18 protein-coding genes and 1 pseudogene are annotated in these 15,992 nt (G+C 60.2%); 12 read left to right on the forward strand and 7 right to left on the reverse strand.

Annotated elements, in window-relative coordinates; all coding sequences use genetic code 11:
* Positions 1-122: 122 nt before the first annotated feature.
* Positions 123-425 (reverse strand): annotated as a pseudogene (locus tag VRZ77_RS15410) (glyceraldehyde 3-phosphate dehydrogenase NAD-binding domain-containing protein); the annotation flags it as partial.
* A gap of 683 nt (positions 426-1,108) precedes the next feature.
* Here VRZ77_RS15410 and VRZ77_RS15415 point away from each other — a divergent pair.
* Positions 1,109-1,603 (forward strand): MarR family winged helix-turn-helix transcriptional regulator, encoded by a 495-nt coding sequence (locus tag VRZ77_RS15415; protein ID WP_206366640.1) that lies wholly within the window; start codon positions 1,109-1,111, stop codon positions 1,601-1,603.
* Positions 1,604-1,623: 20 nt separating this feature from the next.
* Here the strand turns inward: VRZ77_RS15415 and VRZ77_RS15420 are convergent, their stop codons facing one another.
* The 3 genes from VRZ77_RS15420 to VRZ77_RS15430 form a co-directional block, all read right to left on the reverse strand.
* Positions 1,624-2,385, reverse strand: a complete 762-nt coding sequence (locus tag VRZ77_RS15420; RefSeq protein ID WP_051886772.1) for a ZIP family metal transporter — start codon at positions 2,383-2,385, stop codon at positions 1,624-1,626.
* 76 nt (positions 2,386-2,461) lie between these two features.
* Positions 2,462-2,995, reverse strand: coding sequence for a peptide-methionine (S)-S-oxide reductase MsrA (msrA, locus tag VRZ77_RS15425; protein ID WP_051886815.1), 534 nt, complete (start codon positions 2,993-2,995; stop codon positions 2,462-2,464).
* Positions 2,996-3,025: 30 nt separating this feature from the next.
* Entirely contained in the window at positions 3,026-4,252 is a 1,227-nt protein-coding gene (locus VRZ77_RS15430) for a bifunctional alpha/beta hydrolase/OsmC family protein (RefSeq protein ID WP_037520572.1), read from the reverse strand.
* A 194-nt stretch (positions 4,253-4,446) separates the two neighbouring features.
* Here VRZ77_RS15430 and VRZ77_RS15435 point away from each other — a divergent pair, with 194 nt between their 5' ends.
* The 7 genes from VRZ77_RS15435 (at position 4,447) to VRZ77_RS15465 (ending at position 9,461) form a co-directional block, all read left to right on the forward strand.
* A complete protein-coding gene (locus tag VRZ77_RS15435; RefSeq protein WP_037520573.1) occupies positions 4,447-5,322 on the forward strand; it encodes a LysR family transcriptional regulator in 876 nt (291 codons plus the stop codon).
* Positions 5,323-5,472: 150 nt separating this feature from the next.
* Positions 5,473-5,916: a peptide-methionine (R)-S-oxide reductase MsrB gene (msrB, locus tag VRZ77_RS15440; protein WP_037520575.1), complete on the forward strand. Its 444-nt coding sequence runs from the start codon at positions 5,473-5,475 to the stop codon at positions 5,914-5,916.
* Between the two features lies 1 nt (position 5,917).
* Complete coding sequence (gene msrA, locus VRZ77_RS15445; RefSeq protein WP_037520576.1) at positions 5,918-6,457, forward strand: peptide-methionine (S)-S-oxide reductase MsrA; 540 nt, start codon at positions 5,918-5,920, stop codon at positions 6,455-6,457.
* A 134-nt stretch (positions 6,458-6,591) separates the two neighbouring features.
* Positions 6,592-7,296 carry a glutathione S-transferase N-terminal domain-containing protein gene (locus tag VRZ77_RS15450; RefSeq protein WP_037520577.1) on the forward strand — a complete coding sequence of 235 codons (705 nt, stop codon included), beginning with the start codon at positions 6,592-6,594 and terminating at the stop codon, positions 7,294-7,296.
* Positions 7,293-8,261 carry a magnesium and cobalt transport protein CorA gene (locus VRZ77_RS15455; protein WP_037520579.1) on the forward strand — a complete coding sequence of 323 codons (969 nt, stop codon included), beginning with the start codon at positions 7,293-7,295 and terminating at the stop codon, positions 8,259-8,261. The genes VRZ77_RS15450 and VRZ77_RS15455 overlap by 4 nt, the downstream gene beginning before the upstream one ends.
* A gap of 103 nt (positions 8,262-8,364) precedes the next feature.
* Positions 8,365-8,925 carry a hypothetical protein gene (locus tag VRZ77_RS15460; protein ID WP_229342198.1) on the forward strand — a complete coding sequence of 187 codons (561 nt, stop codon included), beginning with the start codon at positions 8,365-8,367 and terminating at the stop codon, positions 8,923-8,925.
* 86 nt (positions 8,926-9,011) lie between these two features.
* Positions 9,012-9,461 (forward strand): hypothetical protein, encoded by a 450-nt coding sequence (locus VRZ77_RS15465; RefSeq protein ID WP_037520719.1) that lies wholly within the window; start codon positions 9,012-9,014, stop codon positions 9,459-9,461.
* Between the two features lie 24 nt (positions 9,462-9,485).
* On the opposite strand, the gene VRZ77_RS15470 is transcribed toward VRZ77_RS15465, so the two are convergent.
* The 3 genes from VRZ77_RS15470 to VRZ77_RS15480 are packed head-to-tail and all read right to left on the reverse strand — an operon-like array spanning position 9,486 to position 11,731.
* Positions 9,486-10,754: an MFS transporter gene (locus VRZ77_RS15470; protein ID WP_037520584.1), complete on the reverse strand. Its 1,269-nt coding sequence runs from the start codon at positions 10,752-10,754 to the stop codon at positions 9,486-9,488.
* 8 nt (positions 10,755-10,762) lie between these two features.
* Positions 10,763-11,254, reverse strand: a complete 492-nt coding sequence (locus VRZ77_RS15475; RefSeq protein ID WP_037520587.1) for a DM13 domain-containing protein — start codon at positions 11,252-11,254, stop codon at positions 10,763-10,765.
* 3 nt (positions 11,255-11,257) lie between these two features.
* A complete protein-coding gene (locus VRZ77_RS15480) occupies positions 11,258-11,731 on the reverse strand; it encodes a TlpA family protein disulfide reductase (protein ID WP_037520721.1) in 474 nt (157 codons plus the stop codon).
* 508 nt (positions 11,732-12,239) lie between these two features.
* Here VRZ77_RS15480 and VRZ77_RS15485 point away from each other — a divergent pair.
* The 4 genes from VRZ77_RS15485 to VRZ77_RS15500 are packed head-to-tail and all read left to right on the forward strand — an operon-like array spanning position 12,240 to position 15,991.
* Entirely contained in the window at positions 12,240-12,845 is a 606-nt protein-coding gene (locus VRZ77_RS15485) for a sulfite oxidase-like oxidoreductase (protein WP_037520588.1), read from the forward strand.
* Positions 12,838-13,584, forward strand: coding sequence for a ferredoxin reductase (locus VRZ77_RS15490; protein ID WP_037520589.1), 747 nt, complete (start codon positions 12,838-12,840; stop codon positions 13,582-13,584). Before VRZ77_RS15485 ends, VRZ77_RS15490 begins: the two co-directional genes overlap by 8 nt.
* Before the next feature lie 57 nt (positions 13,585-13,641).
* On the forward strand, positions 13,642-14,907 hold the full coding sequence (locus tag VRZ77_RS15495; protein ID WP_038303931.1) for an acetyl-CoA C-acyltransferase: 1,266 nt from the start codon (positions 13,642-13,644) through the stop codon (positions 14,905-14,907).
* A 13-nt stretch (positions 14,908-14,920) separates the two neighbouring features.
* Entirely contained in the window at positions 14,921-15,991 is a 1,071-nt protein-coding gene (locus VRZ77_RS15500; protein WP_051886774.1) for an NADP-dependent oxidoreductase, read from the forward strand.
* Position 15,992: the final 1 nt, after the last annotated feature.

A 15,992-nucleotide genomic window follows, 5' to 3' on the forward strand; every position in this document is an offset into this window, starting at 1 on the left:
CGGCAAAGCCACCCAAACCCACCAGGGAGAAGCCACGAAACTTGACCGCCACCTGACCGCCGACCACCATCAGCCCGGGTCAATTCTCAGTGGAAATCCAGGGTCAGTTCTTCGCGGAAATCAACACCCGTGCATTCGAGCGCCACGTCAACACCAAGCTCATCATGGGGCAGGTTTGCTGGATCGCGTTCCGACGACACCCTGATTTTACCGGACCCGACGTCGATCCAGTCTTCGCCGAGGTCGATCGATCCACGAAAGGGACCATGAACCGAGTCGTACCTCAGAAGGTGCGCCAAGGTAGCGACCGGCCCGAGGTCGTTGATCGCAACCACTTCGACGTCCTCTCGATGTAGTTCGACGATCGACCGTAAGGCTAGTCGCCCGATCCGACCGAAACCGTTGATTGCGACCTTAACCGTCATGCCTATCTCCCCTGGCTCGCCTTACTGACTGAAGCATCCGCCATTCGCTCAGTGAAACATGGCGCACGAAATCGGCTCTGGCGGCGTGTGCGCAACAACACATTATGTATGCGTCACGCATAGACCTATCTGGGTGGGCACTCGGGGTCAACGCGGCAGTGTCAGCACGGACGATCCAGCTTGCGCCGTCCAAACAAGCAGCCGTTCTTTGGGGGGCTGCGTGAAACGCGTTCAAGGCCTACGCGTCCCCAAGACGGATAGGGGGTTTGATATCCATCTGCCGGCTGGCTGCGGCTAAAGCACGGTCGTGGCTGACCAGGGTGAGTCGGTTGAGGTGGGACGCAGAAAGCGAGCTCCCAGGCCTGCCGATAACATTTGGCCACAACGCGTAGCTGGCGCTGGAACGATGTGATTCGGCCTCAAGGCAGCCGAAACCACGGCAAACTTCACCGATCTATAGCCGCCAGGTATCGGCAGTCCGTGCGCGCCATGATCTAAATTGCGGAGTTTCAATCTCCCGCGTCATCGGCGGAACGTCGTAAGCCTCTGGGAATCCGGCCTTTTTTCCGCACGCTTGCCGACCCGCACCACACGCGTATGACTTGCTGTCTATGCTTCGCGCACATATAGATGTGACAATGGATGGACCTCGAGATCGAAATATCTTCGGGGCGTTCGCACTCATGATCAGCGACGACATCGTTCGCGCTAGTTCATCGCGGGCGCCGGAAGCTGGACCCGCAGCATCGGCCCTGGCGTTGATTGCGCACATGCCTGGGCTCTCGATTCGCATGCTCTCCATCGGCGTCGGCCTCTCCCATGCAGCGACTGTCCGTTTGGTGGATCGGTTAGCTGCTGAGGGATTGGTCGAACGCCGTGAGCATTTCACGGATGGTCGCACCCGGTCTCTCTATCTCACTGCGGCGGGCAAGGTAGCGAGCGACGAAGTCCTTTCCTCACGCGACGAGGTGATCGCTGAGGGGTTATCCATCCTAAGCCCAGACGAATTGAGAGTTCTTTGCGACATCGCGGAACGCGTCTTACGGCATCGCCTGGAAAATCTTGAGCATTCCTACCGTATCTGCCGCTTGTGTTGCTATGAGGGTTGCACGAATTGCCCGATTGATGCCGAGTTGCATGAGCGTGGCGTAGATCGCGAGAACAGCGGCGAGGCGTAGGACCATCGCAATCGCATGAATCAATGTTGAGCGATGAGATATGCCGCCAGAAATCCCACGACCGTGATGAGCCCTATGAACGGCGGCGCCTTTTCGAACGCTTCGGGAATCATAGCTTCTGCCAGCATCGCTATGACGGCGCCGGCCGCGAAAGAAAGGATGGCTGGCGCCTGAGTCGATGCCGAGCCGAGGATGAGATTTCCCACACCGGCGGCAACGCAAACGAGTAGGGGAATGCCGATCCAGACCGCGTAGATATAGCTTCGGGGTCGGCCCGCAACCTTCATTCCTGAAGTGCTCGATAGGCCCTGGGGCACGTTTGCAAGAAAGAAGCCTGCCACGACGGCCAGGCTGATCCTGCCGCCACCAGCCACCGACATCCCGATCACAAGGGCCTCTGGAATTCCGTCGAGAACGCTGCCGAGCGCAATTGCAGCACCACTACCGCGGTGCTCCTGTTCAGTGGCCTGTTCCGTGCATTCACCGCATCGCTTTCGGTGCTTCGCGCCTTGGCGAGACAAAAACCAGTTCGTGCCGCTGAAGATCGCAGCTCCGGCGAGTAGCGCGAAGATCGCAAATGGGCCCATCCCGGCCGAAACGCGATCGCCGATGAGTTCGGTAGCGACAACGGCAATCATCACGCCGCCACCAAAGCCCATGACTGCGGAGATCATGCGGTGAGTAAGCCGCCCGAAAAGCACGTCCGCCAGCACCGCCCCCACCAGCAGTCCGCTTCCCGACAAAAGGCCCCACAAGCCGGCGATCACGTATTCCGGCATCATGACGGTGACCCGGCTGGCAGCACGACAAAGCGCGAGCACCCTTGCAGCAGTATTGTCGATGATAGTCGAAGCTCGCTCATCGGTTCGCTCGGTCCAATCGCCAGGTCGGTCGCGGGAAGTGGCAGCTATAGCCACCGGGTTGACGCAGGAGATACTTCTGATGCTCGGGCTCAGCCTCCCAGAAGGATTCTTCCGGGTTGATCTCGGACACGACTGGCCCAGGCCAGCGACCCGAGGCTTCGATCTCGGCGATCGTCGCTAAGGCGATGTCCATCTGCGCTTTAGACGTATAGAATATCGCCGACCGATAGCTTGGGCCGACGTCGCTGCCCTGTTGCTCGTAGGTCGTCGGATCATGAATCTGGAAGAATAGTTCCAGTAGAGCCCGATACGTCAGAATGGACGGATCGAAGGTCACCTCGACGGCTTCCGCGTGGCCGTAATGTCTCGCATAAGTCGGATCTGGCATTTCACCGCCAATATAGCCGACACGCGTGGCCACGACCCCCTTGGCGCGGCGCAGCAAATCCTCCAGGCCCCAGAAACAGCCACCCGCGAGTATCGCTCGCTCGGTTTGCGTCGGCGTCTGGTCTGTAGCTGGCAGGCTCATCATCCGATCACCCTAAACGCTGTGTGCCAATCAGTTCGACGGCCTTGCACCTGCAGGCTGGCCGCCGCTCGAAAGCTCGGTCTGCACATCAGAACCCCGGACGAGCGTCAGATCGACGGGACACCGATCCGCGATCTCAAGAATGCGCGCGCGTTGATCATCACTGAGCGGCCCATCGAGAACGATGGTGCGTGTGAAGCGGTCGGGAGGCATTATGTCCGCCACCTTCTCGTGCCGCACGCTCGTCGTCGCTCTTTCGAGCGGGAAGCCCTTGCGGTTGGCGTAAAGGCGCATCGTCATCACCGTGCAGGCAGCTAGCCCGGCTGACACCAGTTCGTAGGGAGACAGGCCGCTCCCAAGACCTCCGACCGATTCCGGCTCGTCGGCGAACAGAGTATGCTCGCCACTGCGGACCGTGAGCTGGAACTTCCCCGCTAGCGTCTCCGACGCAACGACACCTTTTGCCGCCTCGACCTGCGGAAGATCCGCCGCTAGCGGCGGAAGAAAGCGGCTGGCCCACGCGGCGACCATAGCTGAGGCGTAGTTCGCATCGTCGACGTCGGTGAGAAGGTGATCCGCCGTGTCGAGCGAGACAAAACTCTTAGGATGGCGTGATGCGACGAAGATGCGCGAGGCGTGCTCGATGCCCACGACTTGGTCCACCGGCGAATGCATGACCAGCACCGGACGTCGAAGCGCGGCGATGGACTTCTCGATGTCGGCTCGCTCTACCGTTTCCAGGAAGGTGCGGCGGATGAGGAAGGGCCTGCCAGCGATCTCCACAGAGGCCTCGCCCTCGCTCGCTATCGCGTCAAGGTCGCCAGGCCGGAAAACGCGCAAGATATGCTGAAGGTCGGCCGGCGCACCGATCGTCACCACCGCGGCGACATCCGGCAGCGCGGCAGCGGCTACGATCGCAGCCGTTCCACCCAGGCTGTGCCCGACAAGGAGGGCGGGTGGCATACCGGCGGCCGCCATGGCCTCCGCGGCTGCCCTCAGATCGTCGACGTCAGAAGCGAAGCTTACCGCTTCTTCCGCGGAACTCGCGATCCCTGTGCCGGCGAAGTCGAACCGCAAGACGCCGATACCGGCCCGCGAGAGCGCGCGTGCGATGTGCACGGCGGCGCGGCTGTCCTTCCCGCAAGTGAAACAATGGGCGAAAATCGCCCAGCCGCGAGGAGTGCCTTCTGGCGCCTCCAGGTGCCCGGTTAGTTCAGACCCCCCTCCCCCGGCAAACGTGAACCGCGTTCCTGCCATATGCGTCGAGCCTCCAACGGCGGCTTAGCAGGAGCACCATCGACCCGAACTAGCAGCCCAAGACATTCTTTCTATATGCGCGGCGCATATAGACAAGCCCCTAAACCATGATTATATGCGTCGCGCATACTTCTGAGGCTGTAGTCGGATCGGTCCTCTGGGGTGCCACTCGTCAGGGCGCAGGCCAAAGGGCTATGGAACTCAATCAGGTCAGCTATTTCATCAACTTGGCCGAGACGCTGAATTTCACTGCGGCTGCTCGTCTCAGTGGTGTCTCACAACCAAGCCTGACACGAGCGATCCGCCGCCTGGAGGAGGAACTCGGTGGACCGCTCATCTATCGTGACGGGAAGAACAGCCGGCTGACGAGCCTGGGTCAGGACGTCGAGTTGGAATTCCGCCGAATGCTGGTCGCGATGAAGAGCGTAAGACACCACTCGGAAAACTGGGCAATGGGGCGGCATCGTGTTCTCGACGTTGCTGTCGCCTCCAGCGTCGGCCCGAGGACCTTCACAGCCTTTTTCGACAGCGCGCTGGAAGAGGTGCCGTCCATCGAGATCAAACTGCACTCGCTCCAATCGGGCGAGGACACGTCGGAGGTGCTCTCAGGCAAATATCACGCGTGCATCCTGCCTCGCGAATCAAGGCCGGATCGTAAACTTGATGTGCGTCCTCTCTTCCGGGAGCGCTTCGTGCTCGGCTGCGCTGCAGATCACCCCTTGGCGGCGTGCGAAGTCGTTCGTGGTGAAGACCTGCTTGCTTTCCCGTTCGTCGATCGACTGAAATGCGAGTGCCGCGATCAAATCTTCGAGCACTTCGCGCGTCGAGAGGTGCGCATGCGCCCTCGCTTCCGCTCAGATCGAGACGACTGGGTGCAGCGCGTCGTCGCCGAAGGGCGGGGGATATGCATTTTGCCCGAACGCGCGGCCACCACCCACGGCCTGATCACAAGGCCGATCGAGGGCTTCGCGTTGGAGCGTGAGATCGTAATCGCCACCGTGTCCGGATCTACGGCACCGGTCGAGATACGAAAAGTCGCTCAGCTTGCAGCCCGTTACGATTGGAGTTGACCCGCCAAGCAAGAGGCATGTGCGGTATAGAAACTATACGCACGACGTATTGGATTATCGTTGGAGCCACTGCGATAGTTGATGTGAGTATCGACGTGATAAATTGAACGTAGTGTGCCTGGCCCTCTAACTAAGTAATGGAGACTCACCATGAAGTTTGAAAAGTCGCAGGCAGCAATCGAACGCCTGACCCCGGAACAACGCCGGATCACCCAGCAGGACGGCACCGAGAGACCCTTTACCGGCGAGTATAACGACAACAAGGAGGCGGGCATCTACGTTGACGTCGTATCCGGCGAGCCGTTGTTCGCGTCGACGGACAAGTTCGAGTCCGGCACTGGCTGGCCGAGCTTTACCAAGCCGATCGTCGCGGCTCACGTGAACGAAGTGCGAGACAGCTCGCATGGCATGGTCCGGACGGAGGTTCGCTCGGTGCACGGCGACAGCCATCTTGGCCACGTGTTTCCGGACGGGCCGTCCGACCGCGGCGGCCTGCGCTACTGCATCAACTCGGCATCGCTTCGATTCATCCCGCGCGATGAGATGGAAGCCGCGGGCTATGGCGAGTATCTCGACCAAGTAGAGGAGGCTTAACATGCATCAGCGCGCTGTTCTCGCTGGCGGATGCTTTTGGGGAATGCAGGATCTGATCCGCAAGCAGCCCGGCATCGTTTCGACCCGCGTCGGCTACACCGGCGGCGACGTGCCGAACGCCACCTATCGCAACCATGGCACTCATGCGGAGGGGATCGAGATCACCTTCGACCCGACAGTGACGAGCTACCGTAATATCCTGGAATACTTCTTCCAGATCCATGATCCGACGACAAAGAACCGCCAGGGCAACGACCGCGGCCTCTCCTATCGATCTGGCATCTATTACATCGACGAGGAGCAGAAGCGCATCGCCGAAGATACGATAGCCGACGTCGACGCGTCCGGACTGTGGGACGGCAAGGTCGTCACCGAAGTCGAGCCCGTGGGTGACTTCTGGGAAGCAGAGCCGGAGCACCAGGATTATCTGGAGAAGAGGCCGGGCGGATATACCTGTCATTTCCCGCGCGCTAACTGGGTGCTCCCGAAGCGTAAAGACGCTGGCGACACCCAGGCTGAGGCCGGCGCGGCAGCGGAATAGCTGCAGCCACATTTGCGGCTGAGCCCCTGGGTCGCACCATCGGACCCGCATCCACTGATGGTGCGGGCCCGAAACCCAGCTAATCAAGCGGTCATACCGCTCCTCAGCCATCGAGTTGTTAGGATCGCCACATCATGCCAGATCTTTCGTCGTTTCCGATCGCACAACGCTGGCCGGCATCCAACCCTGACCTCCTGCAGCTCTACGCCGCGCCCACGCCCAACGGCGTCAAGGTCTCGATCATGCTCGAGGAGATCGGCCTGCCGTACGAGCCGCACTTTATCGACATCTCTAAGAACGAAAGCAAAGATCCGGCCTTCGTTTCGCTAAACCCGAATGGCCGCATACCAGCGATCATCGACCCAATGGGTCCGGACGGTAAGCCGCTCGGCGTTTGGGAATCCGGCGCGATCCTCGTTTATTTGGCGGAGAAGGCCGACCAGCTCGTCCCGAGAGCATCAGCCAAGCGCTACGAGGCGCTAAGCTGGGTATTCTTCCAGATGTCGGCGATTGGCCCGATGTTCGGTCAACTCGGCTTTTTCCTGCGCGGGGGCGGCAAGGACTATGAGGATAAGCGTCCTCAGAAGCGTTTCGCTGATGAATCCAAACGCCTCCTGGGAGTCTTAGACCGCCAACTGGACGGGCGCGACTGGATCGTCGATGACTATTCTATCGCCGACATTGCGACCCTCGGCTGGGTCAACGCCTTGGTTGGCGCCTACGACGCCGGCGACCTACTGCGGCTTAGCAATCATTCGAATGTCCAAGCGTGGCTGGATCGCGGCCTCGCGCGCCCAGCAGTCCAACGTGGGCTGCTCATTCCGGCGAGGTCAGCATGAGTGTTATCGCTGCATATTACTACAACGAGGGTCGACGTATCCGGGAAGTAGCTATCGACGAGCGCGTCGAACTCGACAAAAACCGTTCGGGCTTTTGCTGGATTGGGCTCAGCGAGCCCTCCGTCAACGAACTGAGGGCGCTTCAGGCGACCTACAATCTGCATCCTTTAGCGATCGACAACGCGATGCACCCGATATGCCCGCCCAAGCTCGAAGTTTATAACGGCGAGCTTTACGTCGTCGCCCAGACGGCTGAGCTGGTCGGGGACCGCATACGTTACGGCAAGACGGCGATCTTTACTGGCCATAACCATCTTATCACCGTTCGCCACGGCAACGCTGGTGCATTGGGCAACCTTCGAGAGCAACTCGAGCGTTCGCCCGCCCAGTTCGGAAAAGGCGTCGATTACGTCCTCCACGCGATCCTTCACCGGATCGTGGATCAGTATCTGCCCATCTTCGAAATGATCGAGGATGACGTACTTGCGATGGAAAGGCGATCGCTCGACGACTTCCTTGGGCGAGAGGACGTTGCTCGCATCTTCGGCCTGAGATGCGAGCTGACGCGCTTTCAGCGCACCCTTGGCGCTATGGCCGAGCTGGTGCGCAAGCTCGTGCGCGGACACTTTCCCTGCATCAGCGCTGAGGTGCGGCCCTACTTCAACGACGTTGCCGACCATGTTGATCGTGTCCAGTCCATGGTCGATGGCCTCCTGCAGGTGCTATCCACTGTATTCGAGTTCAGCAGCCTTCTCGAAGCGCAAAGAATCGGGGTCGTCACCCGCCAACTTGCGGCGTGGGCCGCGATCCTCGCAGTGCCGACAGCGATTGCAGGCATATACGGCATGAACTTCAAGAACATGCCGGAACTGGACACGCCTTACGGCTACTTCGTCGTGCTTGGTGTCATGCTGATGTTCTGCCTCTTCCTGTTCGTGCGGTTCAAGAAGGCCAAGTGGCTGTGATCGCTACGCGCGAGCCGCGACTAGACCCAGCAGGCTGCCGCGCGCCGTCCACGGCCGCTCTTCCGTCCCAACGTGAACTCGAGGTGCATCAATGACAGCCCAAGTGACCGACGTTCTAAAAGCAGTGCAGTCCTTCGTCGCGAAGGGCTATGACCGCGAGTACCGCGTCAAGGACGGCAACCTGGTCGATCTCGAACTGGGATCGAGGCTCGATCCATGCTCCATTCGCGTCGACGCAGCGCTGCGTCTCGAAAGCGGGGACGGTGCCGAAGATGCTTCGAACATCTACGCGATCACCGATCCCGCGACCGAGCGAAAAGGTTTGCTGATTGATGCCTTCGACGTGTTCGACGAGATCTGCCACCGTGATCTTTCCGAGCGCCTCCTGGAACATCGTGAAACAGCGCCTGCGGGCGACGAAGACGTTCCGAGCAAGCATGGGCTGCGGAAGGTCTACAAGGCCGAATTCGATCGCGAACCCGAGCGTTACGTTCTTCGAGAAGGCTTCCCCGACTTTCCGGCATGCCCGTTCGGCGGCGCATTCAGCATTCTCGGCTTCGATACCGCAGAACAGACGTATGTCTGGCTCGTGACCAGCATCATTCGGGATCCTCGGCTGATCAGGATCCCCTACCAGGGCGAAGACGTCATCATCGACGAATGACGGCGCCGACTGCGGAACGCGGCCTTTCAACGGCTTGCTCCGATAGATCGGCTTATCATTTCAAATTGCAATGCGACGAGGTGCAGATGGATTGGAATAAAGACCACATCCGGGAAACGATGCTGTCGTTGGAGACCGCTGCTCTGCAGAGCGCTCGCGACAAGTATCTCGATTATGTTTCCACGGCTCGCTTGGATCGGAGCGAGCCGATCGAGAACGACGAACAGGCACAAGCCGAGATCGCGAGCGACTTCGCCGAGGCGCTCGACGATACGCTGGACGATTACGCCGACAAGCTCGACAAGCTGAGAACAATCGACTTCGGACCGAAGACGGCGGTTACAGAAGGGGCGGTCATCAAGTTGTCGGGTCGCTACTTCGTCGTCGCGGTGTCAACGGACAAGTTCGTCTGCCATGGGCGCGAGCTTATGGGCATATCGACGATGGCGCCGATCTTCGAGGTAATCGACGGGGCTCAGGCCGGCGAGACCGTTCAATTCAACGGCCGAGAGCTGAAGGTCGAAGCTGTCTCATAGCAAACGGTCGCCAGGGCCGCAGCGCTAGTTCCGAACGCTCTGCGGCTCGTCCTGGGTTCGTATCATCGCATCGAGAGAGGCGGTGATCATCGGCGTACTCGGGCAACGTGTCGCCTTTACCTCGATTGCGGAGCGAGAGCGACCGCGTAGGCCCGCTAACACCGCTAGCATGGTCAGCAGGACAGCAGCATAGACGAACAGCCCACCGGGCCCGACACGATCCATCACCACTCCCCCGACAAGTGGTCCGGCCGCCGTTCCGATCCCGTTGAGCAGCAGAAGCCCTCGCGCGGTGCCGAGCAGCCGCCCTGGAGGAAGGTCGTCGTTCGCGGCGGCGAGACACAGCGAGTAGATCGGGATGCCAAAACCGCCGAAGAGCGCTCCCGCCGCAAGAAGGACGGGCAAAGGGGCGTCTGCCGCCACCGACACGCCGATGGCTGCCACGGCGGATGCCAGCGCCGCTCCTGCGATGACCAGGTTCCTGGACACCCGGTCGGAGAGCCAACCGAGCGGCCATTGCAACACAAGCGTTCCTCCGAGAACTGCGGCCATGAAGGCGGAGATGCCGACGACGTCGAGACCGATCCTTTGCGCAAAATTGGGCCCCATGCCCCAGAAGCCGCCTATGGCCAGCCCGGCCAAGAAGACGCCGATCGACGCCAAGGGCGAAACAGAAAAGAGATCCCTGAATGCAACCGACTCGTGCCGTACATCGGCCGGCGAATGACTGGGAAGTAGAGTGATCGGAACCACTGCGGCAGATATCAGCAGCGAGACGATGAGGAAAAGTGTAACATCGGCGGGTGGAGCGATGTTGAGGAGCGCCTGTCCGGTCGCCCAAGAACCCATGGATACAACGCCGAAAATCGACAAAAGCTGACCGCGTGTGGATTGAACCGCGTGGGCATTGAGCCAGCTTTCCGTTGCGAGGATCATACCCGCATATGCGAAGCCGGTCACGAGCCGAAGCGGCATCCAAGCTACCGGATCTACGAACGCTACATGGAGAAGGGCGGTCATCGATGCGATCGCCGCAAAGCCGGCGAAGGTCCGTACGTGCCCCACCGACACAATGATGCGAGGCAAAACCAGCGCGCCAATCGTGAAGCCTGCGAAGTAGAACGACATCATCGCGCTGATCGCAGCGGCCGAGAAGCCCTCCTGACCAGCTCTGACGATCAAAAGCGTGCCCAGCAGCCCGTTGCCGAGCAGCAAGATGGCGACGCTCAACAGCAAGGCGGCTACTGGCGCGAGGACGAGGCCACGCGTGCAAGCAGCCTTCACATTGTCCATTACCTGGCTCATTTGAGAGCCTGATGTGGAACACGATACTCTGCAGCGCTGATGAATTGATCAAAAGCCTCGCACCAGATGACAACTGCACTGTAATCGTCAACATCGACGCCTCTGGGCACCTGCAATATAAACCCATTGAAGGTCTTCACATCGCCCAGCCTAACCGAAGAGCTTTTGATCTCGAGGAAGGCCGCCTTGGTCTCGACGAACCGGGGCGCGAGGTAGAGCTTGTAATCCGGACCAGGCGAAAGACGCCCTAGGTGCGCGATCCGATCGGGCGCAATCCGAACTTCTCCAGTGCCCCAATGGAGGAGATCACTGCCTTCCAGATCGCGCGCAAATCGACCAAAATAGACCGCTTCAGAAGCAGAGTTTTGAAGCGCAACTTCAGTGGGCGAAGGCGGCGCAGTCAGGATAGGCAGCAGGTAGATCCCGCCGGCGAAGCCTACGGACAAGACGAGGATGTGAGTGGCGGTTAGGATCAGCCAACGCGGCATAGATCACGCCCGCTCGAATTCTGCCACAAGACGATCCGCATCGAGATGAAAGTCAGAAAAGACAATGTGACCATCGGCATCGATCACCACGAACCACGGCGTTCCCCGGGTGTGGTAATCCCCCATAAACGTTGGGAACGGTGCGCCTGGCAGTGGCTCGTCGTGACCGAAGGCGACAGGTAGGCCGTACTGAAGCTGATTGACGCGCAATTTTTCGAACGTATTCTCTTGGGCGCCTTCGAAGACGGTTTGGATGACGGCAAACCCGACGCCCCTGGATTCCAACGCCCCATGCAACCTTTGAAGCGTGGGAAAGCCATGCAGATGGCAGCCACGGCACCAGTGCTGGAATGCGAACAGAATCTTCGGCCCGGGACCGATGTCTGAAAGCTTGATGGACGCATCGAGGCGGTGTCCATCCTCGCCGATCCAATGCTGCACACGAAGCTCGGGCGCTTGCGGTCCGGTCTCTCTCACCGATTTCTCCAACCTCAATGCAGCAGGCCATGTCTGGCCGGTGATGGCGGCGACAGACGAACTGCTGCACGTATCTGCGCTGTTCGTCTTGAGGTCTCTTGATCGATAAGATCGGGATTTCTTTCGAACTATGCCTCAGAAAACCAGGATTTCGGCAGCCACGACTATGAATTGTTATGATAGACAATTCCAATAGCTGCTCAGCATAGTTTCTATACCCTTGGCCGACGCTGGGCCGCCTCTCGCCTCAGCGCTCCCTCGACTATTCTACGAAGCTATCGAAACTATAGCGAACAGGCATTGGTCAAACTTGGCGATATGCCTCTATAGTATCTAGGCAATCGTCGTAACTCATAGTGGGCGAAATCATCTTAATACTGCAACGAACACCGGTGATCTAATATCCGACCTATCGGAAAGCATGACCTTTGCTTACGCTACGTTCTTGCTCCTAATAGTCTGTGATGAACCCGGTTTCGGTCTGTCGTGACAAGCAAGGGGGTTGGGCATGGTCACCAGAGGTTTTACGGGCCGCGGCTCAGGCGGCGACCACTCGAACCGAGTTCCGCCTGGTCAGCACCTCGTTGAGAATTTTCCGGTTCTGACAGCGGGACCGACGCCGCGCATTGAGACATCCGACTGGAAGTTCACGGTCAAGATCGGCCCGAGACCCATTAAGGTCTGGAATTGGGGCGAGTTCAACGCGCTGCCCAAGACGAAGGTGACCAAAGACATTCACTGTGTGACGTCCTGGTCCAAGCTCGATACTGCATGGGAAGGCGTGCTCATCGAGGACATCCTTGCGGCAGCAGGGATTGAGCGGCCAACCGAATTCGTCTTGGCGCATTGCTACGATGGGTATTCGACGAATGTTCCCTTGGCCGACATGTTGTCGGGGAAGGCGATGGTCGCTCTGAACTATGAGGGCCAGCCGCTTCCGCGCGACCATGGAGGACCGGCGCGCCTCCTCGTTCCCCACCTATACTTCTGGAAGTCCGCAAAGTGGGTGAACGCGCTGCAATTCACAACGCGCGATGAAGCCGGCTTCTGGGAGCTGCGTGGTTACCACATCTACGGCGATCCTTGGCGCGAGCAAAGATACACCCATGACTGAGATCGGCGCGCAACCCGCATCGTGGCAGTCCTGCTTCATCGACGGAATCGTCCAACAGACTCCGAGTATCAAGAGCTTCTTCCTGCGGTTGGGGAACCCGTTCACTCATGTCGCGGGCCAGCATGTCGATGTCCGTCTGACCGCGCCGGACGGCTACACCGCGATGCGAAGCTATTCGATCGCCTCGTCGCCCGCTTCATCTCCGATCCTCGAACTCGCCATCGAGCGCCTTCACGATGGCGAGGTCTCACCGTTCTTCCATGATATCGCAGCAACCGGCGACGAGATCGAACTCCGCGGACCGCTCGGTGGCCATTTCCTATGGCCGGAGCCCGCTGACGAGCCAGTCCTACTGATGGGAGCGGGCTCCGGCGTGGTGCCGCTGATGGCGATGATCCGCCAGCGCCGATCCCTAGCGCAGTCGGTCCCGGTTGCGCTGCTCCTGTCGGCGCGGACCGCCCAAGACGTGCTGTTCTCGAGGGAACTGCACACAATTGAAACGGACGACCCGGCATTCAGCTTGGCGCTGGCGATAACCCGCGAGGCGCCCATGCGCGCGTCGGACTTTGATCGGCGCATCGACAGCTTGATGGTCAAGGAGACAATCTCCCGTCTCGGCCGAAACCCTTCGCAGGTCTTCGTCTGCGGCTCCAACGGCTTCGTCACCATCGCAACGGATGGTGCGCTCTCGGCAGGCCTGGACCCCTCCATCATCAAGACTGAGCGTTATGGTGGTTAAACGCAGCGAAGCGCCCACGCTCATTCTTTTTCAACTTTCGATGTCCGGGAGATCAGTATGAGCCGCTTTGCTGAACCTGTTTTCGTAGCGGCTGGGCTACGGACACCCTTCGGCCGAGGTAGCGGGGCGTTGGCCAACTACGACGCGGTCTCGTTATCAGTGCCTGTGGTCCAGGCGATGGCGAATCTTGCGGAGCCCGACCTGGCTGTTTGGGGAACCGTCATACCCAACCTGGGATGGAGCAACATCGCTCGGGAAGTTTGGCTGGACGCCAAGCTCAACCCCAGCATCCCCGCGTTCTCCGTTGTCCTAGCGTGCTCGACCAGCATGACTGCAACCTTCGCTGCGGCAGGACTGCTTGGTGGCGGGACCGACCTGACAATGGTCGGCGGCGCAGAGGTCATGAGCAGGCCATCGCTTGCCTTAACCGCAGAAGCATCCAAGCGACTGACCGATCTGTTCGGGCAGGATCCGGCCGCGGCACTTTCGGCGCTGCAATCGCTGACGCCGCACGACTTCGTGCTTCCAACCAAGGGGTGGGCCAACCGCATCACCGGTCGGACGATGGGCGATCACATGGAGGAGACCGCCAAAGCTTGGCGTGTCTCGCGCGAAGCACAGGACGACTGGGCTCTAAAGAGCCACCAGCGAGCCGTCGCCGGCTGGGACAACGGCTTCTTCGACGACCTTGTCACCTCTCTGCCGGAGCTGGCGCGCGACGCGAACCCGCGAGCAGATACGTCTGCCGAGCGCCTCGCCGCCCTAAAGCCAGCCTTCGATCGGGAGAGCGGACAGGGCAGCCTGACGGCCGGCAACAGTTCCCCCATCACCGATGGAGCGGCCGGCTGCTGGGTTGCCAACGACGCGGGTCTGAGGAGACTCCCCGCCGGTACGCCTTTCGCGCGGCTCGTCGACTACGAAGTGTCGGCAGTCGACCTCCATACGGAAGGGCTCCTGATGGCGCCTTCCTACGGGATACCGCGCTTGCTCGCGCGGCATCGCCTCGGCTTCTCCGACATCGCTCTGTGGGAGATCCACGAAGCGTTCGCCGCCCAGGTGTTGGCCAATGTCGCGGCCATCGCCGATCCGGATTGGGTACGCGAAAAGGCCGGCGTCGAGGCCGCCATGGGCGAGTTCGATTGGACTCGGGTCAACCCCAATGGCGGTTCGGTAGCCATCGGACATCCCTTCGGGGCGACCGGCGCGCGCGATCTTAGCCAAGCGGTGAAGGAACTGTGGGCCCTGCCGGTGGGGTCGCGCGGGATCGTCAGCATCTGCGCTGACGGCGGCCAGGGCACCGTTGCTCTTCTTGAACGCGTTTGACCGGAGGATATTGATGAAGGCAATCCGCTTCCACGAATTCGGTGCTCCCGGCGTACTCCGCTATGAGGATGCTCCAAAGCCCGCCGTCAGGCCAGGCGAGGTTCTCGTCCGAGTGCATGCGGCTGGCCTCAATCCTCCGGATTGGTATCTCAGAGAAGGGTACAAGGCGCTGCCCCCCGAGTGGAGACCGCCGATCGAGTTGCCGGCCATACCCGGCTCGGACGTGTCCGGGATCGTTGAGGCTGTCGCCCCGGATGTCACAGCGTTTTCACCGGGTGACGAAGTTTTTGGAATGATCCGATTCCCAAGTTTTGGCGAAAGCCTGGGATACGCAGAGTACGTTTCGGCACCGGCATCAGATCTGGCGCTAAAACCTCGCGGCCTCGACCATGTTCATGCCGCTGCAGCGCCGATGTCGGGACTGACCGCGTGGCAGTACCTGATAGAGCTGGGTCATAGCGAACCCAATCCCCTGCAGCCCGGGAGGCACGACCCGGTCCCGTTGGAAGGCAAAAGCGTCATGATCAATGGCGCCGGCGGCGGTGTCGGTCACCTCGCACTGCAGTTAGCAAAACACAAGGGCGCGCGCGTGATAGCTATTGCGTCAGGCCGACACGAGACATTTCTGCGCGATCTCGGCGCAGACGAATTCATCGACTACACGAAAATCAAGGCGGAAGACTCGGTGCGCGAGGTGGACCTCGTCGTCGATGCAGTAGGTGGCCCGACAGCCAGTCGCTTCTTGCGTTCGATACGTCGCGGCGGCGCGCTTTTTCCAATCTTTCCGCTTGGCTTCGCGGGACACGATGAAGCCGCTAACCTTGGCGTTACGGTCTCTGCAACACAGGTACGATCCAACGGAGCCCAACTCGCCGAGTTAGGCCGATTGCTGGACAGCGGGACCGTTCGCGTCGCGGTCGATAGCACGTACCCCCTCTCGGAAGCGGCTGCCGCCCACGAGCGTGCTGAGGCGGGTCATATTCAAGGCAAGATTGTCCTCATCGTCGAAGGTGGCGATGCTGCAGTGACGCGTGAGGCTGGGACATCGGGCGGGCAGTGGCCGCCTCGCGTGCAAGGACATTGAC

The organism is Ancylobacter sp. G4_0304 (assembly GCF_047501495.1).
Taxonomy (GTDB): Bacteria; Pseudomonadota; Alphaproteobacteria; order Rhizobiales; family Xanthobacteraceae; genus Ancylobacter.